This is a genomic window from Phenylobacterium sp. Root700 (assembly GCF_001429025.1).
Classification (GTDB): domain Bacteria; phylum Pseudomonadota; class Alphaproteobacteria; order Caulobacterales; family Caulobacteraceae; genus Phenylobacterium.
The window spans coordinates 17,246-41,623 of the sequence record NZ_LMHT01000029.1; the positions used below are offsets into that span (position 1 = coordinate 17,246).

Sequence of the window (24,378 nt, forward strand, 5' to 3'; positions counted from 1 at the left end):
TCAGTTGACGGGAGCAGGGAGGTTCGGCGCGAGCAGCACCTTCAGGTGCGAGCCGGCCGGATCGAGCAGGGCGTCGAACATCTCGTTCGCCCGTTCCAACGGGACGACGGCGGTGACGAAGTCCTCGGCGCGGACGCGGCCGGCGGCGAGGTGGCTGATCGCCTCCTCCATGTCGCGGTGGTTGCAGCTGGCCGAGCCGACCAGCTCCAACTCCTTCTGCACGACCAGGTACTGCGAGACCTGGACCGGCGCTTTGGGCACGCCCTGCAGCACGATGCGCGCGCCGTAGGCGGCCAGCTCGACGGCCTTGCCGGGCGCGCTGAGGTGGCTGGTGCATTCGAAGATGAACTCGGGGCTGCGGCCGCCGAGGGCGGCGGGCACACTCTCCTCGCAGCCGGCCAGATCGACGGCGACGAAGCCGGCGGGGGCCATCAGCGCGCGGCGGGCGGCGTTGGGGTCGACCAGCACGATGTCGTCCACGCCGCGCGCGCGCAGGGCGGCGGCGGTCAGGGAGCCGATCGGTCCGGCCCCCAGGATCGCCACTGGATCGCCGGGCCTCACATTGGAGCGGTTGACCCCATGAATGGCGATGGCCAACGGCTCGGCGATGGCGGCCTGGTCGAAGGACAGGTGGTCGGGGATGTGGTGCAGCAATTCGGGCGAGACCACGATGTGGCTGGCGTAGCCGCCCTGGACCACGCCGTGGCCCAAGGCCCGGTCGAGGTGATGGATGCAGAGGAAGCCGCGGCCGGCGCGGCAGGTCTGGCAGGCGCCGCAGGGCGAGCCCATCGAGAGCGCGACCCGGTCGCCGGGCGACCAGTTCTGGACGGCTGCACCGACCTCGTCGATTTCACCAACCACCTCGTGGCCCAGCACGCAGCCGACATGCCAGCGGGGCAGACTGCTGCTGCGCGCCGCCAGGTCGGTGCCGCAGATGCCGCAGCGTGCGACCCGCACCTTGACGGCGCCCGGGCCGACTTCCGGTTCGGGAACCTCCGTCACCACCATCTTGCGGGCGTCCGAAATCATGATCGCTTTCATGCGCCCACTCCGTCTTGGCCGGCGGGGGCGATCATGGGGTTACGCAGCTCGCCGATCCCTTCGATCCAGGTGGTCAGCAGGTCGCCGGCCGCCAGGAAGCGGGGCGGTTTGCGCGTGGCGCCGACGCCCTCGGGCGTGCCGGTGAAGATCAGGTCGCCGGGGTAGAGCGTGCAGAGGCCCGAGATGTACTCGACCAACTCACCGACCGAGAAAATGAAGTCGCTGGTGCGCGAGGACTGCATGACCTCGCCGTTCACCGCGCAGCCCAGGGCCAGGTCGTCGGGATTAGGGAACTCGTCGATGCTGACGATGGTCGGGCCGATGGGACCAAAGCCGGCCAGGGACTTGGCCATGCTGAACTGCGGCATCGGACCCAGGCGCTGGATGGCGCGTTCGGAGATGTCCTGACCGGCGGTGAGGCCCGCGACATAGGACCAGGCGTCGGCGCGGCTGACATTGCGCGCTTCGCGGCCCATGACCACGACCAGTTCGGCCTCCCAGTCGACCTTGGCCGACACCACCGTCACGGGGGCGTTCGGGCCGGTCAGGCAGCTGGGGAACTTGGTGAAGACCACGGGCTGTTCGGGCGGCGCGACGCCGGCTTCGGCGGCGTGGGCGCGGTAGTTGGCGCCGATGGCGAAGACCTGGCGCGGGCGCGGCACGGGAAGCTCCAGCCTGGCCGGATCGATTGGAGCGAAGGCGAGGGACGGCGCCGAAGCCATCCAGGCCGTCAGTTCGTTCCAGCGCTCGAAGACCTGTTGGGGGTCGGAGGGCAAGGCCCCGCCGGAAGCCTCGGCGAGATCGACGCCCTGGTCTTCGCCTGCGAGCAGATATGCCCGTCCGTTGATGGCGCCTATGCGCATGGCCTGGTCCTCCCTGAACCGATCCTTCTTACTTACGGTACAATATGTACCGTAAGTAAGAAGGGCTGTCCAGCGCCTCACCAGGGCATGGTGGCGCCGCCGTTCACGCGCAGGACCTGGCCGGTGATGAAGGCCGCGGCGTCGGAGGCGAGGTAGAGGAACTGATGGGCGACATCCTCCGGCGTCCCCACCCGACCCAGCGGCGCGCGCGCCGCCCAACGGTCGACGAAGGCGCTGCGGGCGTGGGGCTCCACGGGGGCTGGCCCCATCGACAGGGTGGTCGGGATGAAGCCGGGCGCCACGGCGTTCACGCGCACGCCGTCAGGGCCCGCCTCGTTGGCGAGCACCTTGGTCAGCATGACGACCGCGGCCTTGGAGACCGAGTAGCTGGCGTTGGTGGGGATCGACAGGTCGATGGCCGACGAGGCCATGTTGATGATTGAGCCGCGCTTGGCGGCCAGCATCATCGGCAGCGCCGCCTGGCAGCCGTAGAGCGTGCCCTTGAAGTTCGCCGCGAAGACCGCGTCGAACGCGGCCTCGTCCATCTCCTCGATGCGGTGGCCGCTGCTGGCCACGCCGGCGATGTTGCACTGGATGTCCAGGCGTCCGGCGGCGCCTGCAAATGCACGCACGGCGTCGACGACTGCGGCGCAGTCGGTGACATTCAGCGAGGCGGAGTCGGCATGGCCGCCGCTGGCGCTGATCGCGGCCGCCGTCTGCGCGGCCGCCGCTGCGTCGAGATCGCTGCAGAGCACTCGCGCGCCCGCAGCAGCAAGCGACTGGGCGACGGCGCGGCCTAGGCCGGCGCCCGCGCCGGTGACGAAGGCGGCCTTGCCGACCAGGGAGAGGCGAGATGAGTAGGTCACGGGAATTCCTTTGAACGCGGCGCGATCTTGAGGAGCAGCGGCGAGATGCGTCTGGGGCGACGTCACCACGGCATCGACATTCCGCCATTGGCGCGGAGCGTCTGGCCGGTGATGAAGCTGGAGGCGTCGGAGGCGAGGTAGAGCACCTGGGCGGCGACATCCTCGACCGCGCAGAGCTCGCCGAGCGGCGACTTCGCCCGCCACCAGTCCAGGTATCGCTCGCGCGCCTGCGCGTCGCGATAGCGGGTGAGCGAGAGTTCGCTGGGGATGAAGCTGGGCGCCACGGCGTTGGCGCGGACCCCGCAGTCGGCGACCTCGGAGGCGAGGATCTTGGTCAGCATCGAGATCGACGCCTTGGCGACCGCGTAGCTGGCGATGGTGGCCGGGGCGATGTCGATGGCCTCGGACGACATGTTGATGATCGCGCCCTGGCCGGCCGGGCGCATGACCTTCATCGCGGCCTGGCAGCCGTAGAGCACGCCCTTGAAATGGACGGCGAACATCTCGTCGAAGCCCTGTTCCTCGAGGTCGACCACCTTCTGCGAACGCCCGGCGATGCCGGCGATGTTGCACATGATGTGGAGGCCGTCCGAGGCGGCTGCGCGGGCGACGGCGGCGAAGACGGCGTCCTTGTCCGACACGTTCAGGGCGACCGGAATTCCGCCGACCAGGGCGGCCGTTTCGGTCGCGGCCTCAGCGCGCAGGTCGGCGCAGTGGACGCTCGCTCCGGCCTCGGCCAGGGCCACGCAGATCGCCTGGCCTATGGCGCCCCCCGCGCCGGTGACGAAGGCTACCTTGCCGTCGAGTTTCCAGTCGCCATGAAGTATTGATTGTGCGTAATCTGGTGATTCGCTCATGATTCAACAATCTCTATTGAAGTATAATTGGCGATATGCTGATCATTGTCGAGAATTGGAGATCGACTGATGAGCATTGATAAATTCGTGGGAACTTGGGAATTGTTGTCCTATGAGGGCCGAGCGCCTGACGGCTCGGTGACGCATCCCCTTGGCGAGCATCCGTTCGGTGTTGGGATCTACACAGCCGCCGGCCAGATGTCGGCGCACCTGATGCGGGCGGAGCGCACGCCGTTCGGGGGTGGGCGGCGGCCCGGCGTCGACGTCATCGCGCCTGACCTGATCGTCGCCGCGGCGGCCGGCTACATCGGCTATTGCGGCCGCTACTCGGTGGATGCCGATCGTCGGGTGGTCTCGCACTTTGTCGAAAGCGCCCTCATTCCCGACTGGGTCGGGACCGTCATGCCCCGCGAATACGCGTTCTCCGGCGACCAGCTGATCCTGCGTCCGCCGCCCCGGGGCGGCCTCGTCACCGAACTGCGCTGGCGGCGGCGAACCGCCTGACCGGCGGTGTGGTGATTGTCGTCCGTCCATCAGGGCCTCCCGCAATACTCGCTTGACTTACGGTACATGTTGTACCGTATCTAACGCATATCGCGGGTGGCGCAGTCAAGCGCCGTGCGGGCGTCGCATCGCCCAGGGGAGGATCCAAATGTCGACAACCATCCATTCGTCGCGCCGTCGTTCACGCAGGCTTGGCGTGCTCCTGCTGGCCGGCGCCAGCCTGACCACGACCAGCGCCGCCCTGGCCCAAGGGACGGATGGCGCGATCGAGGAGATCGTCGTCACCGCCCAGAAGCGCGAGCAGAACCTGCAGGACGTGCCGATCGTGGTGACGGTCGCCAGCGCGCAGCTGCTGCAGGACACCGGGGTTCGCGACATCAAGGACCTGACGGTGCTGACGCCCGGCCTGATGGTCGTTTCGACCGCCAATGAAACGCAGTCGACCGCGCTGATCCGCGGCGTCGGCACCGCCGGCGGCAATATCGGCCTGGAGTCCTCAGTCGGCACCGTGATCGACGGCGTCTATCGGCCGCGCGTGGGCGTGGCGCTCAGCGACCTTGGCGATATGGAGCGGATCGAGGTGCTGAAGGGGCCGCAGGGCACGCTGTTCGGCAAGAACACCTCGGCCGGCGTCATCAATGTCGTCACCGCCCGGCCGTCGTTCGATCCCGGCGCCAAGGCCGAGCTCACCATCGGCAACTATGGCGAGGTCGGCGGCTCGCTCAGCATCGAGGGACCGATCATCGCCGACAAGGTGGCCGGCAGCCTGGTGGTGGTCAGCCGCAAGCGCGACGGGTTCTACGACGTGGCGCCTGGAAAGGGACCGCGCACCCAGGACGACGACTCCAACCGCAACTTCTACTCCCTACGCGGGCAGTTGGTGTTCGAGCCGGGGAACGGCTTCGACGCGCGGCTGATCGGCGACTTTACGCGTCGGGACGAAAGCTGCTGCGTCGGGGTGCAGCGGGTGAACGGGGCCACGGCGCCGATCGTCCAGGCGCTGGCCGGCGCCGGCGGCGGGGTGCTGTCGCCGCCCGATCCCTATCGTCGCCTGGCCTTCGCCAACCGCGACACCACCCAGAAGATCCGCGACGGCGGCGTCTCCCTGGAGATGAACCAGGACCTGGACGCCCTGGGCGGCGCCCAGCTGACCTCGATCACCGCCTATCGCGATTGGCGTTGGATCACCGGGTCGGACTCCGACTACACGAACGCCGACATCATCTATCGGGGCGACAACGGCGACACCCAGAACCGCTTCCGGCAGTTCAGCCAGGAGCTGCGGATCGGCGGCAGCGCCGGCATCGTCGACTATACGGTGGGCGCCTTCTACGCCCACGAGAAGCTGGATTCCCGCGTCGCCCAACTCTATGGCGCGGACTTCCCGCAGTTCCTGGCCCTGCTGTTTTCCGGCGGGACCAACCCGAACTTCTTGGCGCCGATCCTCTCGCTGGCCACGGCCGGGACCGGGTCGCGGGACGTCTACGCCCAGAAGGACGACACCTTCGCGCTGTTCACCAACAACAGCGTGCGCTTCACCGACGCCCTCGAGCTGACGGTCGGCCTTCGCTACACCACCGACCGCAAGAGCGCGGTCTCGTCCTTCAACGCCACCGACGGCGGCCGGCTCTGCAATGCGGGCCAGGGCACGGGCTCGGCGGCGATCATCGGGGCGCTTTGCAACCCGTTCTTCAACAGCAACTTCATCGGCGTGGTCAGCCGTCAGAAACGCTCGGAAGAGGCGCTGAGCGGGACGGCGAAGCTGTCCTATCGCTTCAGCCCTGAGCTGCTCGGCTACGCGTCCTATTCGCGGGGTTACAAGTCCGGCGGGTTCAATCTGGACCGGGTCGCCTATCCCTATGTCGCGCCCTCGCAGCCGAACGCGGCGCTGTCGCTGAAGCCGGTGCTGGACACCAGCTTCCCGGGCGAGTTCGTCGATTCCTACGAGGTCGGCGCCAAGTCGACCCTGCTCGACCGGCGGCTCTATCTGAACGCCACGGCCTTCTATCAGAAGTTCACCGACTACCAGCTCAACGCCTTCAACGGCTTCTTCTTCAACGTCTTCCCGGTGCCCGAGGTGACGTCCAAGGGTGTGGATGTCGACATGCTGTACCGGCCGAGCAAGCAGCTGACCGTGCAGGGCGGCCTGACCATCGCCGACACCCGCTATCCCAAGTCGACCGCTTCGCTGCTCGCCCTGACCCCGTCGACCGCCCGGCTGCCGGGCCAGCGCCTGAACCTGGCCCCGCTCTATTCGGGCTCGGCCTCGGTCACCTACGAGCATCCAGTCGCCGAGGGCCTGCTGGTCCGCGCCAACGCCAGCGTGAAGTACAATTCCGAGTACAACGCCGGCAGCGACCTCAGCCCGCTGAAGCGACAGGCCGCCCACGCTGTCGTGAACGCCAGGCTCAGCCTGGCCAGCGAGGACGCGCGCTGGGCGGTCGAGCTCTGGGCCGCCAACCTGACCGACACCCAGTACGTCCAGACCGCCTATGACGCGCCGTTCCAGGCCGGCAGCGTCGACGCCTTCCTGGGCGCGCCGCGCACCTTCGGCGTGACCCTGCGCGCCAGCTACTGATCGACAGGTGCGGGCGATGAGCATGCAAACGACGTCAGGGCCTTCGCCGGCCCGCTTGGCGCGGATCGGCGAGGAGCTTCAGGCGCGCTATCTGGGCCCCGGCCTGCTGCCGGGCGGCCAATTGCGCATCGCCCATCGCGGCGAGGTCGTGCTGGATCAGTGCTTTGGCATGATGGACGTCGCCCGTGGCAAGCCCTGGGCGAGCGACGCCATCGTCCGCATCTTCTCGATGACCAAGCCCGTGGTCTCCGTGGCGCTGATGATGCTGTGGGAGCGCGGCCTCTTCCAGCTCGACCAGCCGGTCGGCGAGGTCCTGCCGACCTGGCGCGACCAGCGGGTGTGGGTCTCGGGCGAGGGGACTTCGATGGTCACCGAGCCGGCGGCGCGGCCGGTGACCTTCCGCCATCTGCTGACCCATACGGGCGGCGTCACCTACGGCGCGCGGCTGGCCAGCGTCGGCGGCGCCAGGACGGCCGATCCCGTGGGCCTGGCCTATGCGGCCGCGCAGGTCGACGTCCTCGGCGAGACCGAGGGGCTGGGCGCGTTCGCCGCGAAAGTCGGAGAGCTGCCGCTACGCTACCAGCCGGGCTCGCGCTGGATGTATTCCTACTCGACCGACATCGTCGGAGCCCTGATCGAAGAGCTCTCCGGTCGGCCGCTGGACCGGTTCTTGGATGAGGAAATCTTCGCGCCGCTCGGCATGACCGACACCGGATTCAGCGTGCGCCAGGACGCGGCGGCGCGGCTGGCGGCCTGCTACATGGTCACGCCGCAAGATCCGTTGTCGTTGGCTGACGATCCCCTCGAGAGCGCCCGCCTGACGCCGCCTCGTTTTCTGTCGGGCGGCGGCGGGCTGGTCTCGACCATGGCGGACTATCACCGCTTCGCCGAGGTGCTGCGACGGGGCGGAGAACTGGATGGGGTTCGTCTGCTGAGCCCGCGAACGGTCCGGTTGATGACGCGAAATCATCTGCCGGAGGGGCGCGACCTGACTGACTTGGCGCTGATCAGCGATCCCAGACTGATCCCCGGCGGCATGGGTTTTGGACTGGGCTTCGGGCTGACCACGGACGCCGTGCGCGCGGGCTTGGCCGCTGACGGGGATTTCTACTGGAGCGGCGCGGCCAACACGATCTGGTGGGTCGATCCGGCGGCGGAGCTTTCGGTGATCTTCCTGACGCAAGTGCTTCCGACGAGCGCATACCGGCTGCAGGACTGGCTGAAATCGCTCGTTTACGCGGCGATCTAGGCGCGATCGGTCCGTGAATTCTGTGCGGTCGAACTTCAGGATCGTCCCCCGCAGCAAATGTCGCGTTGCTGACCCGCGGCCGATTATCGAAGGTTATCGGACACGACGTTCGCCAACACGGAGTCGATCACCTTGGGGTCCGGCGCTAGGCCGGCGACGTGATCCGTCGCTACGCGTTGTCAGGTTTCCCTGTCTTCAGACCCCGGGCTCTCTGACGGCTTTGCGTCGGCGAGGAGCGCGCCGAGGAAGGTCATGATCAGTCGGCCCGCAGGGGCCTCGCTGTCCTTACGGCGCTGCAAGGCCAGGCCGTGCGCCAAAGCCATGCAGCCCGCTGCAAGTTCACGGGGATCCAGCTGGGGCTCGCGGCCAAGCGACCTGTAGAACTCCGCCACGATTTGCCCGAGGTTCTTGGCGTGAGCTTCATGCACCTCGTCGTAGTCGGCCGCGAAGGTCGGCGAGCGATGAGCGAGCAGCTGAAGCTCGAGGGCGAGCATGGACCAGTCGACCTCGGAGTTGAGCGTCCCGGCCCATGTCCCCAGCCGGTCCAGAGATGCTGCGCCATCCGAGCCCTTCACGATGGCCTGAAGCTGCTCAGCCTCTTCGCGCATGTGCTGGCGAAGGAGCTCCAGCATGATCGGCTCTTTGCCTGAGAAATTGGAGTAGAGCGCGCCCTGCGAGTAGCCGGCCTCTTCGGCGATATCCCGCACGGACGCCCCGGCGAATCCGTTGCGCGCGACGACAGCCCTCGCCGCCAGCAGGATGCGCTCGCGCGTCTGCGCCTGACTTTCGTCTCGGGTGAGTCTCTTACGCGCCGTGGCCATTCATCTGAAATAGCATTTGCAATCCAGATCGCAAGCCCATAGATGGGGGAGCGATCGAAATCCAGAAAGCATTTGTTATGAGAGTGAAGCGGTGAGGGGCCTTGAAACGGCGTTCGTGACGGGCGCGACAGGTTTGCTTGGCGGCAATCTGGTCCGCGAACTCGCCGCTCGCGGTGTGCGGGTAAGGGCGCTGGCGCGATCACCCGCCAAGGCCGCGCTGCAGTTCGGCGGCCTGGCCGGCGTCGAGATCGTGGAGGGCGACATGCTCGCGGTTCCCGGCTTCGCTGCAGCGCTTGCCGGAGTGGACGTGCTCTTCCACACGGCGGCCCATTTCCGCGACAGCTACACGGGCGGGGATCACTGGGACAAACTGCGGGCCACCAATGTGGATGGGGCGCGCAACCTCCTGTCCGCCGCCTATGACGCAGGCGTGCGGCGCGCCGTGATGACCAGCTCGATCGCCGTATTGGACGGACCAAGGGGAGCCGTCATCAACGAGACGATGGTCCGCAGGGTCGATAGGGCTGACGACTACTACAGGAGCAAGATCCTGGCGGACGAGGTCGCCTTCGAGGCGATGAAGGCGCACTCCGACCTGGACATCACCCTGGTGCTGCCGGGCTGGATGCACGGCCCGGGGGACGCTGGCCCCACCTCGGCGGGACAAGTGACCCTCGACTTCATCAACCGAAAGCTACCCGGGATCGTCCCCGCCACGTTCTCCGTCGTGGATGCGCGCGACGTCGCCCGGGCCCTGGTCGCTTCGGCCGAGCGCGGCCGGCGGGGGGAGCGCTATCTCGCGGCCGGCCGGCACATGACGATGGCCGATCTGCTCAAAGTCTATGAGCAGGTCACCGGTGTCGCTGCGCCCAAGGGAAAAATTCCGCCCCTGCTTCTGCTCGTCATCGCGACCGTGAGCGAGGCGATGGCGCGCCTGACCGGCAAGCCTACCCTCCTAAGCCTGGCGACCGTGCGGCTGATGCTGCGCGAGGCCGAGCGTTCCCGCTTCGACCACGCAAAGTCCGAGCGGGAGCTCGGCGTAACTTTCCGTCCGGTCGCCGAAACCCTGCGCGACGAGATCGCCTGGTTCCGCGCGCGCGGCCGCATCGCCTGAAAACGGCGACATCATCCACATCCAAGTTGGAGCGCACCCCCATGACCGTCGAACGCCGAAACATCACCTTTTCAAGCGGACATGCATCGTGTGCAGGCTGGTTCTTCCTGCCGGCCGAACGGGCCGCCAACGTACCTCTGCCGGCCGTGGCCATGGCGCACGGCATGGGAGCGGTGAAGGAGATGTATCTGGAGCAATTCGCGCGGCGCTTCGCAGAGGCGGGCGTGGCGGCGCTGCTGTTCGACTATCGCGGCTTCGGCGCCAGTGATGGGGCGCCGCGCCACAAAATCGCTCCGCGCGACCAGATGGAAGACTATCGAAGCGCGTTGACCTGGCTCTCGCTCCGAGAGGAGATCGACGCAGAGCGCCTTGGCATCTGGGGAACGAGCTTCAGCGGCGGCCATGTCCTGCACGTCGGCGCCTACGATCCGCGCGTCAAGGCGGTGGTCAGCCAGGTGGGCGCGATGGACCTCTACGCCAACGCCCGCCAGGTCATGTCGCCTGAACAGTTCGCCGCGTTCCAGAAGCTGGCGGTGGACGAACGCCTTCGGCGCGATGGGGAGTGCGGCGAGGTCTATATCGCCAACGCCCTGCCGCCCGGCGAGGGCCCAGCCATGCAGGTGGATCGGGAGACTTATGATTGGTTGATCCAGGCGCAGGCCACCGTGGCGCCTTCCTGGGTCAATGAGGTGGCTGTGAGCTCGTTCGAGGCGATCCTGGAACACGCCCCGGCGAAGTCGATCGAACGCGTCTCGCCACGGCCGCTGTTGATGATCCTCGCAACCGAGGACCAATGGACGCCGCCCGGCCTGATCCGCGACGCGTACGAGCGCGCTCTTGAACCCAAGCGGCTTCTGGAGATCTCGGGCGGGCACTACGCGGTCTACGAGGGGGAGGGGGCCGAGCTCGCCGGCGCAGCGGCCGCCGACTGGTTCGTCGAACACCTTGCGGCTGGCTGACTGCGATGCGGCCGGCCGTCGTCGAATCCCATCGGGACTCACAGGCGCTGTCGCCGGAGAGCGCTCGCCGCCGCCGGCCGGCGCCTTCCCTCGTCGCCCGCACGATCCCTTTCGAGCAGGCCGCCCAAACAGATCGCGGCCTCGAGGCCGGCGCCGGCAAGCCCCTCCTGTCCGTCTCGGCCTGACCTCAAATTCTGGAGACCACAATGCAGAGTAGCACGACCCAGACCTCCCTCACCGTGTCCCGGCTCGGCCTCGGCTGCATGGGCATGTCCGAATTCTATGGCGAGAGCGACCCACGCGCCGCCCAGCGCGTGCTTGAGCAGGCCCTGGAGCTTGGCGTCACGTTCTTTGACACCGCCGACATGTATGGCCGCGGCGAGAATGAACGTCTGATCGGCGGCTTTGTGGTCGCCAACCGCGACCGGGTGGTCATCGCAACCAAGTGCGGCATCGTGCGCGGGGCGACGCCGGCCGACCAGCGGCGCGACACGAGCCCTGCTTACATCCGCAGCGCCTGCGAGGCCTCGCTCCGACGGCTCGGCGTCGAGTCGATCGACCTCTTCTATCTGCACCGGTTGGACGAGGTGACGCCGGTCGAAGACAGCATCGGCGAGCTGTCACGCCTGGTGGAGGAGGGCAAGGTTCGGCATCTCGGTCTGTCCGAGGTCACCCTTGAGGAGCTACGCCGCGCCAATGCGGTGCACGCGATCGCCGCGGTCCAGAGCGAGTACTCGCTATCGACCCGCGGCCCGGACGTGGAGGCGATGATCGACGCCTGCGCCGCGCTCGGCGCGCTCTTTGTCCCCTTTTCTCCTCTCGGTCGCGGCCTGCTGACAGCCGCCTACAGGTCCGCCGAGGACTTCAAGGGCGCGGACTTCCGCACGATCCTTCCGCGCTTCCAGCCCGGCGCGCTCGAACAGAACCTCTCCGTCGTGGACCGGTTGGCGGAGCTCGCGTCTGCAAAGGGTTGCACCGTCGCCCAGCTGGCACTCGCCTGGGTGCTGGCGCGGGGGCCGCACGTGGTTCCGATCCCCGGCACCCGCCAGCTCCACCGGCTCGCCGAGAATGTCGGCGCGGTCGACCTGTCGCTAAGCGCCGACGACCTGGCCGCCATCGAACGCGCGGCGCCTGCCGACGCGATCGTCGGCGATCGCTACCCGGCCTCCATTCCGATCCCGAAAGCCTGACACGTCCACGCTGGATCGCCTGCGCCGTAGCGGGTCGACCGCCGCATTCCCCATTTCTGGAGATGATTATGACCAAGACCATTCCGACCGCCGCCCAGGTGGTCGACGCCATGCACGCCGCGTTCCGTGTGTCGGATCTGGACGGCATCGCCCGGTATTGGGCCGACGACGTCAAGTATCAGGCGCCCGGGGTCGAGCTCCTCGGGAAAGTTGCTCGTATCCAGGCCGAACACGTGTGGCTCGACGCCTTTACGAGCAACAATGTTGAAACCACCCGGCGGTTCGTCGATGGCGACGAGATCGTCGACTTCGCGATCATGTCAGCGATGCACACGGGTCCGCTGGCCCTGCCAGGCGGGCCGGTGCTGCCGCCCACCGGCGTGCAGATTTCGGCTCCCTATGTGGCGCGCTACCGGATCGTCGATGGGCGGGTCGTATATCAGCATGTCATCTATGATCGACTGGCCCTGGTCGAACAGCTTCAAGGCGGCGGCCCATCGTGACCGGAGGGCAAGTCGCCCTCATGGAATCTCGCATCTCGCCGGTTCCAGCTGACGCGGCGCGCGGGCCCTTGGCTACGGTCTTCCCCGGCGTCACCGACCACCATTGCGCGCCGCCGTCGTTGGGCCAGCAGCTCGTCGCGAACCCTTCGATCCTCTATCGCAGATGGCTCGCGCTCAGGTCGGAGCTGCTGACCAGCGAAGCGCTTCCGGCCGATCTGCGCGAGCTGGCGATCCTCCGGGTCGCTCATAATACAGGCTGCGACCAGGAGTGGCGCGGCCACTGGCGCGCGGCGATAGCCGCAGGTGTTCCCGAAGCCATGATCGCAAGCTGGAAAACCTCGCCGGCCGCGGTCTGGCCCGATGCCCGGTGGGCGGTGGTCGTCGCCTTGGCGGACGCTCTGCATCGCCGGGGCGCCGTTGATGACGAAATCTGGGACCAGCTTCGCCACCACTTCGACGTTCCGTTGATCCTCGAACTTGTGGTCCTGGTCGGCCACTACACGATATCCGCCTACGTACTGAACGCGGTGGGTGAGCCGTGACGGAGGTCTTACTGCACCAGGCGAGGAGGAGAACGTCCTCGTCGCGAACTCTCGTTTCCTGAGGACCCGAGGTGGTCTGACCCGCCTCATCGCCGCGTCTCAAATCGCGCTCGACCTACACCAGTGTCGCCACGCCGGTCAGAAACTTCAGTCAGCGAGTGCTGCTGGAATACGACATCCGCTGACTAACGGATTTGCCCCTCGCAAGATGGGCGAAAGCTCCAGGTGTCGGGGCGAGGAACATGCCCCGCCCACGACCATGGGCCGCGGCGCAGTCCTGAAGACCTGGCGCAGTCAAAGAACCCATCGCCCGCAGACCAGCCTGACTGGCTCGACGAGACGCGCACGCGATTTCTGACCGCGCGAGAGCGCTCGCGCGCTTCACATAAAAAGCGATTGAACTGCAGATTTCATATGCTATTTGAATATCAAATAGCAGGTGGGATTTGAACCCCGCCGTCACCTGAACGCCGTCGCCTGACGACGCGATCCAATAGTCTCCTGGGGGAAATAGATGACTGCACATGCCTTTAGCGGCGCTAGCGTTCTAGCGCTCACGACTGCTCTGCTGGCCACGCCCGCTCATGCGCAGAACGCATTGCCGGCTCAGGTCGAGGAGATCGTCGTGACGGCCGAGCGCCGCAGCGAGCGGCTGCAGGACGTCCCGGTGACAATGCAGGCGTTCGATCAGAAGACGATCCAGGCGGCGGGATTGAGCCAGGTGGACCAGTTGGCGCGTCTGACGCCAGGTCTCAACGTTGGCGCCTTCGCGCCAAGCAAGCCTCAGATCTACATGCGAGGCATCGGCACGCGGCAGATCGATATCGGCTCGGATCCGTCGGTCGGGGTTTTCCTCGACGACATCTATGTCGGGCGCTCTTCGGGTTCGGTGTCGAACATCGCCGATATCGAGCGGATCGAGGTTCTGAAGGGGCCGCAGGGAACCCTGTACGGCCGCAACACGATCGGCGGCGCGATCGCGGTGACGACTCCCGATCCGAGCGACGAAACGGCCGCCAATCTTGAGATCGGCGGCGGAAATTTCGAGGCCTACAACGTCAAGGGCTATCTGAACGGCGCGTTGATCCCCGAACGGCTCGATGGGCGGATTTCAGCTTTCTACGTGAAGCGGAACGGCTATGTCGTGAACACCGCCACGGGAAATACGGCGCTCGGCCTCGATCAGTTCGGTGTTCGCGGCAAACTACGTTTCACGCCCACAGACAGATTGAGCGCCGTACTGACGGTCGACCTGCTGCGGGACAGGTCTCCGGGTCAACAGGGCGAGTCCGAAGGCCCAGACGTCTTCCTGCGTAGCCCCCTGGTCGCGCTTCCGACGCTGACGCCCGACCGGTTCTCTGAAGCCTACAATCTTGACTCCCCGACACACCGCAATGTCGACCAGGCCTCCTTGCGCGCCGAATGGGCGGGTGATGATGCAGTTCTGACGTCGATCACGGCGTTCCGGCGCTCGCGTCTCGTGGAGGACGCTGATGTGGACTCCACGCCGTTGGCGGTGCTGGAGCAGGCGACCTTTGAACGCTCACGAGAACTGTCCCAGGAATTCCGGATCGTATCTGACCGCGCTGGTCGCTGGTCGCTGGGAGGCCGCCTGGACTGGCTCGCCGGCGTTTATCTCTACCGCGATGACGCGGTTCGAACGGATCGCTTTGTCTGGGGGGCCGACAGCCTGCCGGTGCTGGTCGGCCGCTTCAGCGGCGTCACGGGCCTGACGTCGGTCACCAACGACGCGACCCTTGACCGGGTCGTCGATGGCCAGGCGATCTATGGCCAGGCCACCGTGCATGTCACCGACGCTGTCAGCGTGACGGCGGGCCTGAGGTACTCCCGGGATCATAAGGAGGGCGTCTATGTCGGCTCGACCGACCACATCGGCCTTCCGGTGTTGTCGCAGCCGTTCTCCATTCCGCTGGATCGAACCTGGACCTCGACGGATCCACGGCTGACGGTGGACTGGAAGCCGGCTCGCGACGTGATGGTCTTCGCTACGGTAAGCCGCGGCTACAAGAGCGGGGGCTTCCAATGGGCGGTGACAGACCCCGCTCTCGCCGCAGGTATCTTCAATCCTGAGACGGTCGACTACTACGAGCTCGGGGCGAAGACCCGCTGGCTTGGCGGCGCGCTCGTCGTCAACGGGGCGCTGTTCTACAACGACTACCGCAATCTTCAGGTGCAGCGGCTGGTGGGAACGCCGGGTGGCGGTGCGTCCAACGTCATCTCGAATGCTGCGGCGAGCACGATCAAGGGAGGCGAACTTGAAGTCACGGCGCGGCCGGGGGAGGGGTGGCTGATCAATGTCGGCTACGCCTATCTGAACGCCAGATACGACAACTATGTCTTTGCACCAGGCGTCGATTTCTCGGAGACCCGAATGGTGCGGTCCCCTGAGAACACACTCAACGCCAGCGTCCAGTATGACCGCGATCTTGGCGAGGATCTGACGCTTCAGGTTCGTGCGAGCGCAGCCTACACGTCGTCGTTCTTCTTCGAACCGGGTGAAGACCGCGTGTCGTCAGGCAACCGTGAACCTGCCTACACGACCGTCGATCTGCGCGCTTCGCTGTCGCGAGGCGCATATCGAGTGACCGTATTCGCCAGCAACCTGCTCGATGAGCACTATCGCACCGCGCGACTGAGCTATCCCGGAACGTCCAGTCCATTCGGGACCACGGGTCCGCAGAGCGTCGGCTACCTGGGCGCGCCTCGGATGGTGGGCGCGACTGTCAGTTGGACGCTCAGGTAGGCGCATCTCGCCTGGGCGCCGGCCGATGGGAAGCGAATGGAGATGATCAACTGCGCTGAACGCGGCGGGAGGGCCGCTGCTTGCCCAACAGGCCCTGGAGCGCAGGCAGGCTGATCGGCCCCCCGGCACGTCTCTCCGCCGCTACGGGTCACAACGCCCTTTGACAACGAGAGGAGGGGAGCATCCCAGTAGCCCGTGGGCGCCCGTCGGCGCCGGACGCACGGCATCTCCAGGAGGTTCTCTTGCAGACTCAGACCAACGAAATCGCGGACGGCGTCTACAGGTTCTCGACCTTGGTTCCCGACGTGGCGGGGCCCGGCGGGTTCATGTTCAATCAGTTCCTGATCCTGGCCGACGAGCCGATGCTCTTTCACTGCGGGGGCCGGGGACTGTTCCCCCTGGTGTCGGAGGCCGTTGCGGCGGTCGTCCCGCTTGAACGCCTGCGCTGGATCAGCTTCGGCCACGTGGAATCCGATGAGTGCGGCAGCATGAACCAATGGCTTGCCGCAGCGCCGAACGCTCAGGTGGCGCACGGCCAGACGGCCTGCATGGTTTCCTTGAACGACCTGGCGGATCGGGCGCCGCGCGCGCTCGCCGATGGGGAGGTGCTCGATCTTGGCGGCAAGCGCGTCGCCTGGCGCGACACGCCGCACGTGCCGCACGGATGGGAAGCCGGCCTGATATTCGAGGAAACGACCGGGACGCTCTTTTGCGGCGACCTTTTCACCCAGGTCGGGTCCGGTCCCGCCCTGGTAGAAACCGACATCCTCGCGCCCGCCATCGCCACCGAAGACATGTTCCACTCCATGTGCCTCGGCCCGAACACCGGGCCGGTGATCCGCGCGCTCGCCGATCTCGCCCCGAAGACGCTCGCCCTGATGCACGGATCATCATTTTCGGGCGACGGGGCCACGGCTCTGAGGGGCTTGGCCGCGCACTACGAAGCCCAGGCAAAGGCCTCCTTCGGCGTCGCCTGACGGTCGGGGCGCCCAGCGGAACCTTTGGGCCACGCGCTCGGGTCGCCGAGCAGAGGGTCGCAGAAGTGTAGCCGTCGCCCACCCACCACGCGACTTCAGCTGGGGGTCAAGAGAGGCCCCTCTGGCGCGGTGCTGGATAGCCTGTCGCATTCTAGCGTAGGTGCGCCGACTCGGAAGGCGCCGAGAGCTACGCGACAGCCTCTCCCCCAGGTGACTCGGGCAAACCCTTGCGAGCGAGCGCGTCGGGCTTGGCCTTGTGCGCGATAGTCCGGGGTATTTGGGGCTGATTTGCACCCATTTTCTCCCGACCCAATAGCGGCCTTTCGGCGCGGCGCTCTTGGTTGGGCGCCAATGAACGGCTAACCAACGATCCCTGCGTGGACGGTCGTCAACGTCTACGGGCTTGGGCGAAGGGGTGTAGGTTGAAGTTGCTGGATCAACTGTCTGCTGGGCTTGGCCTTCGCCTAGCCGCTGATCTGACGCTTCCCCTGACGCCGGACCCAGCCATCAAGGATCTCGACCTCGATTTCGTCGTCGTGGATGTCGAGACGGCCTGCTCGCGTAGTTCCAGCATCTGCCAGATTGGCATTGTCGGCTTCGCGGGAGGTCGGGAAGTCCTGACCTATGAGAGCCTGATCGATCCGGAGGATCGGTTCGACGCCTTCAATACGCGGCTACATGGCATCGGAGCGAAGCATGTCCGCGGCAAACCGAACTATGCCCGGCTGCACGGCATGATCTCGGCCCACCTCGGGGGCCGCGTCGCTGTCGCCCATTCGAACTTCGATAGGGCGGCGCTCGGCGCGGCTTGCGCCAATGCGGGCCTTCCAGTGATCGACGCCAGGTGGCTCGACAGTGTGCGGGTCGCCCGTCACGCTTGGCCAGACCTGCCAAGCCACAAGCTCAATGTCGTGGCGGCGCACCTTGGCCTGGAGCACCGTCACCACGACGCGCTTAGCGACGCGCGGGTGGCGGGCTGGACGATTCTGAAGGCGATGGACCACACCGGCATCGACCTCGATGGCTGGATGGCCGGGCCTTGGCGCAGGCAGGGAGCCAAATCTGCAAGGTCGCCTTGGCCGACGCCGGCGGAAAACGGTCCCCTGGCTGGAGAGCGCGTGGCGTTCATGAGCCGTCACAGCGACCCAGAGCTGCCGGCGGTCGTGGCTGATGCCGGTGGCCGGATCATGTCGGGCCTTGGCGAGACCACCACGCTCTTTGTCGTCGCCGCCGCCCGCCCATTCACCTTCGGAATCCGCCGCAGCGCGAACTATCAAAAGGCTGAGGCCCTCATCGCCGCGGGGAAGTCGCTGCGAATTCTGAGCGGGGATGAACTTCGCGCGCTTGTTTCGGCGGGCGCGGGGAGCTTCAAGACCATTTGATAGACAGCGTGGGTTCAGCCCAAGCGCGATCGGGCTGAACCCTGGCGCGGCTAAGGGATATGTCCATTGGCGACTGAGATGCTGGAAATTCTCGGCCGTGTTGACGCCTGGGCAGGGGGGGCGTCCCGAAGCGATGGCCTCGTATCGCACCCGGCCAATTCGAGCGCTGGATGGCCGGACCGCCGAGGCTTTGGTGAAGAGCGGGCAAGCCAGACTGGTCTGGCGCTATCTCGACGAGATCGATGTCGGCGGGTTTGCTTGAGGCTGCGAGGGCCGATGTCCAAGGCGACCAACGAGTACGAGTGGTGGCCGTCGCTCGCACGACCCTGGCCAATAAACCGGTTCGGTGATACAAATCCTCGGATGAATGCCGGAATTGACCAAGGAAATGTATCATATACGCAAGCGGACCGTCTGCTTGCGTACCTGCGCATTTACGGAATGGCCCGTCTTGCCGAGCTGCGCGCAGAAGGCATCACCGCTGCAACAGTCTCGCGGCTTGAGCGCAAAGGGGCCATAGCGCGCCTCAGCCGCGGCATCTATCAGCTGCCAGATGTCGCGCTTGACCAGCATCACAGCCTTGCCGAGGTCGCCAAGCGTGTCCCCAAGGGCGTCATCTGCCTGGTCTCCGCGCTGGCCTTTCACGGCCTGACCGACCAGATGCCCAGGCGCGTCCAGGTAGCCATTGGCCGAAAGTCCTGGGCGTCGCGCGGCGAAGGGACGCCCCTTCAGGTGGTCCGCTATGCCGACGACCGGCTTGTGAACGACGTCGAAGTCCATGAGGTCGAGGGCGTGGCCATCCAAGTGTTCAGCGTCGCCCGTAGTCTGGCCGACGTCTTCGAGCCGCGCCGCCGGGTCTCGCGTGAAGTCGCTCTGCAGGCGCTGCGCGAGGCGGTGCGCCGGCGCATGGCGACGCCGGCGGAGCTGGCGGCTCAAGCACAGGCCGCGGGTGTCTGGCGGGTCATGGCTCCTTACCTCGAGGCGCTGTCGCTCGATGGCTAGAGGGCCATCCAATGTCGCCGCCTCGGTCCGCCAGCGTCTCCTGAACTTGTCGCGGGCCACTGGCCAACCTTTCGACCTGGTGCTGACCCGGTATGTGTTGGAGCGTCTGCTCTAGACCGTAGTCGCCGAGAAGCTCCAGGCGATGGTTGTGCTTGGCCGCGCCAACACGCGCATGAAGGACTTTTACGATGTCTGGAGTTTGAGCAGGCGAGCCGCCGATCAGGCGCGCCTGACGGAGGCTCTGCGGGCGACCTTCGAGCGCCGGCGCACCCTGCTTCCCGCGGCTCTGCCCGACGCCCTTAGCGAAGCTTTCGGATCTGACCCCGCCAAGCGGCGGCAGTGGAGCGCCTTTGCCGCCGACATCGGCGATGCGCCAGCCGACCTTGCCGTTGTGGTTGCGGACATCGCCGCCTTTGCTTGGCCGATGATTACGGCCGCGCGGACATTCAGCTGATCTCCTCCGAGGCGCGCTCGATTGCGGCGATGCTCAGGGAGCGGCGTGTTCGACGCCACCAGGCGGACATCCGACATGGCTTCCAGCGTAGTGACGCTACGCTTAGCCTCAATGCCAACGTCCGTCCGCCTGAGGCCATGGCGAAGCCCGCTCCGCGGCGAAGGCGTCAACGTGAGCTCCTAGGTCGACCAGCAGCGGATCGGCGCTCGCGCCGCGGCCTGACGCGACACACCGTACGGGACTAGCTCGATGAGCCTCTCGAAACAGCCGGACAGTCCGAGGGCGACAAAGGCGGCGGCCGAGACCAGATGGGCGCACACCGCCTCAGCGTAGGATGTCGTTACGAGCGCGGTGACGAGGATCGGGCCAGCGACGATCGCCGATCCCACGGCCTTCAAGACCGGCCGCAATCTGGCGGCCTGGTCGACCGCTGATGCAGATTGCGACGGAAGTGGGGGTATTTCGTCATCAATGTTGCGGAACTGGCGGGCCGTGATCTGTGGTGGCGCGGCGCGCTTGAGAGGAGCGCCTTCAGGTCTGTCGCTGATGCCGTCGCCGACGGACCAGGCAGCCGAGATCAACCGGCTGAAGCGGGAACTCGACCGCCCGCGCATGGAGCGCCATGTGCTAAAAAAAGCGATCGGCGACGAACCGTGCGTTGCTCACCGATTTGCGCCACCTCCATGCCGAACATCACGGCCGCTATGGCAGTCCCAGGATGCACGCGGCGCTTCGCGCGGAAGGCAGGACGGCGAGCCGCGGTCGTGTCGCTCGTCCACCAGCGGCGATGGGCGACCCGGAGGAGGCCCGAAGAGACCTCTTCGTCGACATCAAGGGCTACTATAACAGGCGGCGGATCCACTCCGCTCTTGGCTGTAGAACCCCAGAAACAGGCCGAGCGACACATGGTCTAAACCCGCGTCCACGATATCGAGGGAGGATCGCCCAATTGCGCTCGATCACCAACTCTCGATTGTGTCGGCCGCTTGGGTAAAGCCCGCGATCGCACTGCAGCGCTGCCAAAACCCGCTCTTCTTGGCCATCGAAATGTGCTATGGTGACGTTCAGCGCGCCATAATTTGCGATGAACTAGGTGGTTCCCGTGCGCTGATGCAAGCCAAGCGATGGCTGCGCGAGCTGTGAGGCTCCCACGGAGCGGTTGTTCGAGGGTGTCGATGATGACCCGGGCGGCGTTGATACAAGAAAAAATTCGGCAACGCCGTATCGGCGCTGGTCTTCGTGGCCGCGCTGGACCAGCCGTGCTGCAATCTTCGCTAGATCTGTTGCGATCCCGGACAAATGGCGACGCCGGCGTGACTCGACGCGCCCAGAATTTCGCCTCCGGCGCCGGACTGCGGCAGGCGCTTCGCGACGTCGATCGAACATATCCCCGACCTCTTAAGGAACTCCGAGGTCAACATGCGCGACGCCTGGAGACCCGCTGTTAGGCGAGACAAGTCATGGCTGTAGCAATTGTAATAGCTGCGCTGGTTTTGTTCTCAATTGCGTTTCAACTTCTGTCGCCGTGGTGGCTGACGCCGTTGGCGTCCAACTGGAGATCGATCGATACCGCCCTCCACGTCACGATGTGGGTCTGCGGGTTTTTCTTTATTGTCCTGAATTTGTTCTTGGCCTTTTCGATCTTCCGTTACCGGCATCGCCAAGGTCATCGGGCCCACTACGACCCCGAAAGCGTAACCCTCGAGCGGCGCCTCACCGTTTGGACGGCGATCGGGATCGCCGCCCTCCTGGCGCCTGGCCTGATCGCCTGGAAAGAATTTGTCACGGTGCCCAAGGACGCCTCGGTCCTAGAAGCCGTGGGTCAGCAATGGCAGTGGAGCTTTCGGTTCCCTGGAAAAGACGGGGTATTGGGGACGGTCAACTCGCGACAGATCAGCCCCGACAATCCCTTCGGCCTCAATCCCGATGATCCTTTTGGACGGGACGACATTCTTGTGGAAGGCAGCGAAGTGCACCTTCCGCGCGGCCGACCCGTTAAGGTCGTTCTACGGTCCAAAGACGTCCTGCACGATTTCTTCGTGCCGCAGATCCGCGCCAGAATGGATCTGGTGCCGGGCATGGTCACCTATTTCTGGTTCACACCGACGCGCACGGGAAGTTTCGAAATCCTGTGCGCTGAACTCTGTGGGGTTAGCCATTACACAATGCGGGGCTCCATGATCGTAGACGAAGGACCTGCCTTTGATGCGTGGCTAAGTCAGCAACCGACCTTCGCGCAATTGACGGCGGAGGTTGGGCTGCCAAATCAGTGAATTGAGGAGCGCAATGGCTTACACGATCGCCGATGACACCAAGGTGCTTCACCATCCCAAGACGTGGGTTGGAAAATATGTTTGGAGTCAGGACCACAAGGTCATCGCCTTGCAGTATTCGGTGACGGCCATCGCAGTCGGCGTGATCGCCCTGGTGTTGTCCGATCTGATGCGCCTGCAGCTCGGATTCCCGGGCGCGTTTAAGTTCATTACGCCCAGCGCCTATCTTCAGTTTCTAACCATGCATGGCATGATCATGGTGGTCTATCTGTTGACAGCGTTGCTCCTCGGAGGATTCGGGAATTACCTGATCCCGCTGATGATCGGCGCGCGGGACATGGTTTTCCCGTTTGTGAACATGCTCAGCTACTGGGTTTACTTGCTTGCCGTGCTCGTGCTGGTGGCAAGCATCTTTGCGCCCGGTGGACCGACCGGGGCCGGTTGGACGCTCTATCCGCCGCAAGCCATTCTCGAGGGAACCCCGGGGCGGCCCTGGGGGATCATTCTCATGTTGGCCTCCCTGGCGATCTTTGTCGTCGCCTTCACCATGGGCGGATTGAACTATGTGACCACCGTGCTGCAGGCCCGCACGCGAGGCATGACGTTGATGCGCATGCCGTGCACGGTCTGGGGCATCTTCGTCGCGGCCATCCTCGGGTTGTTGGCGTTTCCCGCGCTGTTCGTCGGCGCCGTCATGATGATGCTGGACCGCGTGGTCGGCACGAGCTTCTTCATGCCGTCGCTGGTGTCGATGGGCCAACAGACGCAATTCAATGGCGGCAGTCCCCTGTTGTTCCAGCACCTGTTCTGGTTCTTCGGGCATCCCGAGGTTTACATCGTCGCCTTGCCGGCTTTCGGCATCGTTTCCGATCTCATCAGCACCCATGCGCGGAAGAATCTCTTCGGCTATAGAATGATGGTGTGGGCGATCGTCGTGATCGGCGCCCTCAGCATGTTCGTGTGGGCGCACCATATGTATATCAGTGGGATGAACCCCTATTTTGGGTTCTTCTTTGCGACATCTACACTGGTCATTGCAGTCCCCACTGCCATCAAGGTCTACAACTGGCTTTTAACTCTCTGGCGCGGCGACATTCACCTCAGAGTCCCGATGCTGTTCGCTATCGGCTTCATCTTCACCTTCATACACGGTGGATTGAGCGGCCTGTTCCTCGGCAACGTCAGCGTGGATGTGCCCCTGTCCGATACGTTTTTCGTCGTCGGCCATTTCCATATGGTGATGGGCGTCTCGCCCGTCTTGGTGATCTTCGGGGCGATCTATCACTGGTACCCCAAGATAGCCGGGCGCATGTGGAACACGACATTGGGTCAGATCCACTTCTGGATCACGTTCCTGGGGGTCTATGCGATCTTCCTGCCCATGCATTACCTGGGCTTCCTCGGCGTGCCGCGGCGATACTATGCACTGGGCGAGACGGCGTTCATTCCACCCTCGGCCCATCTGGCGAATGAGTTCATCACAATCGCCGCCTTGATCGTCGGCGTCGCGCAACTGCTGTTCTTCTACAATATGATCTGGAGCTTGTTCAAAGGTCCCAGGGCCGACAGCAATCCCTGGGGCGCGACGACGCTGGAATGGCAAACGCCTCAGACGCCGCCGGCTCATGGCAATTGGGGGCCGAAGCTCCCGGTGGTCTATCGCTGGGCCTACGACTACAGCGTGCCAGGCGCGCCACAGGATTTCATTCCACAGAATGTTCCACCTGACGAGGTGACCCGCGATCACGCGACATGAAATCCCGTCGGAGGATGAGATGTGAGCATTTTACGCAGGCTGTCCGAGAAACCCTGGCTGGCGCCGGGTGTGGATCCATTGACCGAGGCGGACGCGGAAAGCCTCCCGTCCTTATCTTCGGCCGCGGTTGGTCTGCGCGTTTACTTCGGCGTTGCGACGGTCATGTTCCTGCTGATCGCCGTGATCTTCGTCATGCGCATGGATGGGCATGGCGTCAGTACAGGCCAACAGCCTGATTGGAAGCCGATGTTTTGGCCGCCGCTCCTGTGGTTCAACACCGGCGTTCTGATGCTCAGCAGCGCGGCCTGGCAATGGGCGCGAGCCGCCGGATACCGCGGGCATATGGAGAGCCTGCGGGCGGGCCTCATCGCCGGCGGCGTCCTCGCCCTTGTCTTCCTGGCAGGCCAATTGACCGTATGGCGGCAACTCGAAGCCGCCGGATGCGGCATGACGGCCACGACCATGAGCGCGTTCTTTTACCTGATCACCGCGCTGCACGGTCTGCACCTGCTGGGCGGCCTGGCGGTGTGGGGGCGAACCTCCGTCAAGGTATTGGGGGGAAGCGAGGTGGCCGAGGTCAGGCAGAGCGTCGACCTCTGTGCGATCTACTGGCACTTCCTCTTGCTGGTTTGGCTCGTGATGTTTGGGCTTTTGTTGTTGAATCGAAGATGACGGCGACGCCA

At 65.4% G+C, this 24,378-nt stretch carries 21 protein-coding genes and 2 pseudogenes; 17 read left to right on the forward strand and 6 right to left on the reverse strand.

Annotation, left to right across the window (positions count from 1 at the left end; genetic code table 11):
• The 4 genes from ASE02_RS14335 to ASE02_RS14350 all read right to left on the reverse strand — a co-directional run bounded on the left by ASE02_RS14335 (window position 1) and on the right by ASE02_RS14350 (window position 3,627).
• A complete protein-coding gene (locus tag ASE02_RS14335; RefSeq protein WP_056735219.1) occupies window positions 1-1,041 on the reverse strand; it encodes a zinc-binding dehydrogenase in 1,041 nt (346 codons plus the stop codon).
• Window positions 1,038-1,904: a fumarylacetoacetate hydrolase family protein gene (locus ASE02_RS14340; RefSeq protein ID WP_056735220.1), complete on the reverse strand. Its 867-nt coding sequence runs from the start codon at window positions 1,902-1,904 to the stop codon at window positions 1,038-1,040. The genes ASE02_RS14335 and ASE02_RS14340 overlap by 4 nt, the downstream gene beginning before the upstream one ends.
• A 77-nt stretch (window positions 1,905-1,981) precedes the next feature.
• Window positions 1,982-2,770 (reverse strand): SDR family NAD(P)-dependent oxidoreductase, encoded by a 789-nt coding sequence (locus tag ASE02_RS14345; RefSeq protein ID WP_056735221.1) that lies wholly within the window; start codon window positions 2,768-2,770, stop codon window positions 1,982-1,984.
• A 62-nt stretch (window positions 2,771-2,832) separates the two neighbouring features.
• Window positions 2,833-3,627 carry an SDR family NAD(P)-dependent oxidoreductase gene (locus tag ASE02_RS14350; RefSeq protein ID WP_082602092.1) on the reverse strand — a complete coding sequence of 265 codons (795 nt, stop codon included), beginning with the start codon at window positions 3,625-3,627 and terminating at the stop codon, window positions 2,833-2,835.
• A 69-nt stretch (window positions 3,628-3,696) separates the two neighbouring features.
• Here ASE02_RS14350 and ASE02_RS14355 point away from each other — a divergent pair, with 69 nt between their 5' ends.
• The 3 genes from ASE02_RS14355 (at window position 3,697) to ASE02_RS14365 (ending at window position 7,958) form a co-directional block, all read left to right on the forward strand.
• Window positions 3,697-4,131 carry a lipocalin-like domain-containing protein gene (locus tag ASE02_RS14355; RefSeq protein ID WP_082602093.1) on the forward strand — a complete coding sequence of 145 codons (435 nt, stop codon included), beginning with the start codon at window positions 3,697-3,699 and terminating at the stop codon, window positions 4,129-4,131.
• Window positions 4,132-4,279: 148 nt separating this feature from the next.
• Window positions 4,280-6,709: a TonB-dependent receptor gene (locus tag ASE02_RS14360; RefSeq protein WP_056735224.1), complete on the forward strand. Its 2,430-nt coding sequence runs from the start codon at window positions 4,280-4,282 to the stop codon at window positions 6,707-6,709.
• A 22-nt stretch (window positions 6,710-6,731) separates the two neighbouring features.
• Window positions 6,732-7,958 carry a serine hydrolase gene (locus tag ASE02_RS14365; RefSeq protein WP_200957684.1) on the forward strand — a complete coding sequence of 409 codons (1,227 nt, stop codon included), beginning with the start codon at window positions 6,732-6,734 and terminating at the stop codon, window positions 7,956-7,958.
• A 179-nt stretch (window positions 7,959-8,137) separates the two neighbouring features.
• Here ASE02_RS14365 and ASE02_RS14370 read toward each other — a convergent pair whose 3' ends face one another.
• Entirely contained in the window at window positions 8,138-8,779 is a 642-nt protein-coding gene (locus ASE02_RS14370) for a TetR/AcrR family transcriptional regulator (protein WP_056735226.1), read from the reverse strand.
• 91 nt (window positions 8,780-8,870) lie between these two features.
• On the opposite strand from ASE02_RS14370, the gene ASE02_RS14375 reads away from it, so the two are divergent.
• The 10 genes and pseudogenes from ASE02_RS14375 to ASE02_RS14425 form a co-directional block, all read left to right on the forward strand.
• Complete coding sequence (locus ASE02_RS14375) at window positions 8,871-9,893, forward strand: SDR family oxidoreductase (protein WP_056735227.1); 1,023 nt, start codon at window positions 8,871-8,873, stop codon at window positions 9,891-9,893.
• A gap of 41 nt (window positions 9,894-9,934) precedes the next feature.
• Complete coding sequence (locus ASE02_RS14380; RefSeq protein WP_056735228.1) at window positions 9,935-10,852, forward strand: alpha/beta hydrolase; 918 nt, start codon at window positions 9,935-9,937, stop codon at window positions 10,850-10,852.
• A 206-nt stretch (window positions 10,853-11,058) separates the two neighbouring features.
• Entirely contained in the window at window positions 11,059-12,042 is a 984-nt protein-coding gene (locus tag ASE02_RS14390) for an aldo/keto reductase (RefSeq protein ID WP_056735230.1), read from the forward strand.
• A 68-nt stretch (window positions 12,043-12,110) separates the two neighbouring features.
• On the forward strand, window positions 12,111-12,545 hold the full coding sequence (locus ASE02_RS14395) for a nuclear transport factor 2 family protein (RefSeq protein WP_056735231.1): 435 nt from the start codon (window positions 12,111-12,113) through the stop codon (window positions 12,543-12,545).
• A gap of 20 nt (window positions 12,546-12,565) precedes the next feature.
• Window positions 12,566-13,087 (forward strand): carboxymuconolactone decarboxylase family protein, encoded by a 522-nt coding sequence (locus tag ASE02_RS14400; protein ID WP_156406069.1) that lies wholly within the window; start codon window positions 12,566-12,568, stop codon window positions 13,085-13,087.
• A 514-nt stretch (window positions 13,088-13,601) separates the two neighbouring features.
• Window positions 13,602-15,851 (forward strand): TonB-dependent receptor, encoded by a 2,250-nt coding sequence (locus tag ASE02_RS14405; RefSeq protein ID WP_082602095.1) that lies wholly within the window; start codon window positions 13,602-13,604, stop codon window positions 15,849-15,851.
• Between the two features lie 242 nt (window positions 15,852-16,093).
• Window positions 16,094-16,828, forward strand: a complete 735-nt coding sequence (locus ASE02_RS14410) for a hypothetical protein (RefSeq protein WP_056735234.1) — start codon at window positions 16,094-16,096, stop codon at window positions 16,826-16,828.
• Between the two features lie 341 nt (window positions 16,829-17,169).
• A complete protein-coding gene (locus ASE02_RS14415; protein ID WP_235536704.1) occupies window positions 17,170-18,210 on the forward strand; it encodes an exonuclease domain-containing protein in 1,041 nt (346 codons plus the stop codon).
• Window positions 18,211-18,486: 276 nt separating this feature from the next.
• Window positions 18,487-19,212 (forward strand): type IV toxin-antitoxin system AbiEi family antitoxin domain-containing protein, encoded by a 726-nt coding sequence (locus ASE02_RS14420; protein ID WP_200957687.1) that lies wholly within the window; start codon window positions 18,487-18,489, stop codon window positions 19,210-19,212.
• Window positions 19,213-19,339: 127 nt separating this feature from the next.
• Window positions 19,340-19,666: pseudogene (locus ASE02_RS14425) on the forward strand (nucleotidyl transferase AbiEii/AbiGii toxin family protein); the annotation flags it as partial.
• A 179-nt stretch (window positions 19,667-19,845) separates the two neighbouring features.
• On the opposite strand, the gene ASE02_RS14430 reads toward ASE02_RS14425, so the two are convergent.
• Complete coding sequence (locus tag ASE02_RS14430) at window positions 19,846-20,076, reverse strand: benzoate/H(+) symporter BenE family transporter (RefSeq protein WP_235536705.1); 231 nt, start codon at window positions 20,074-20,076, stop codon at window positions 19,846-19,848.
• An 11-nt stretch (window positions 20,077-20,087) separates the two neighbouring features.
• Between ASE02_RS14430 and ASE02_RS23355 the strand changes: the two are divergent.
• The 4 genes and pseudogenes from ASE02_RS23355 to ASE02_RS14445 form a co-directional block, all read left to right on the forward strand.
• A pseudogene (locus ASE02_RS23355) lies at window positions 20,088-20,570 on the forward strand (IS3 family transposase); the annotation flags it as partial.
• Window positions 20,571-21,126: 556 nt separating this feature from the next.
• Window positions 21,127-21,939, forward strand: coding sequence for a cytochrome c oxidase subunit II (locus ASE02_RS14435; RefSeq protein WP_056735238.1), 813 nt, complete (start codon window positions 21,127-21,129; stop codon window positions 21,937-21,939).
• Window positions 21,940-21,952: 13 nt separating this feature from the next.
• Window positions 21,953-23,695: a cbb3-type cytochrome c oxidase subunit I gene (locus ASE02_RS14440; RefSeq protein ID WP_056735239.1), complete on the forward strand. Its 1,743-nt coding sequence runs from the start codon at window positions 21,953-21,955 to the stop codon at window positions 23,693-23,695.
• A 21-nt stretch (window positions 23,696-23,716) separates the two neighbouring features.
• Window positions 23,717-24,367: a cytochrome c oxidase subunit 3 gene (locus ASE02_RS14445; RefSeq protein WP_056735240.1), complete on the forward strand. Its 651-nt coding sequence runs from the start codon at window positions 23,717-23,719 to the stop codon at window positions 24,365-24,367.
• Window positions 24,368-24,378 lie beyond the last annotated feature (11 nt).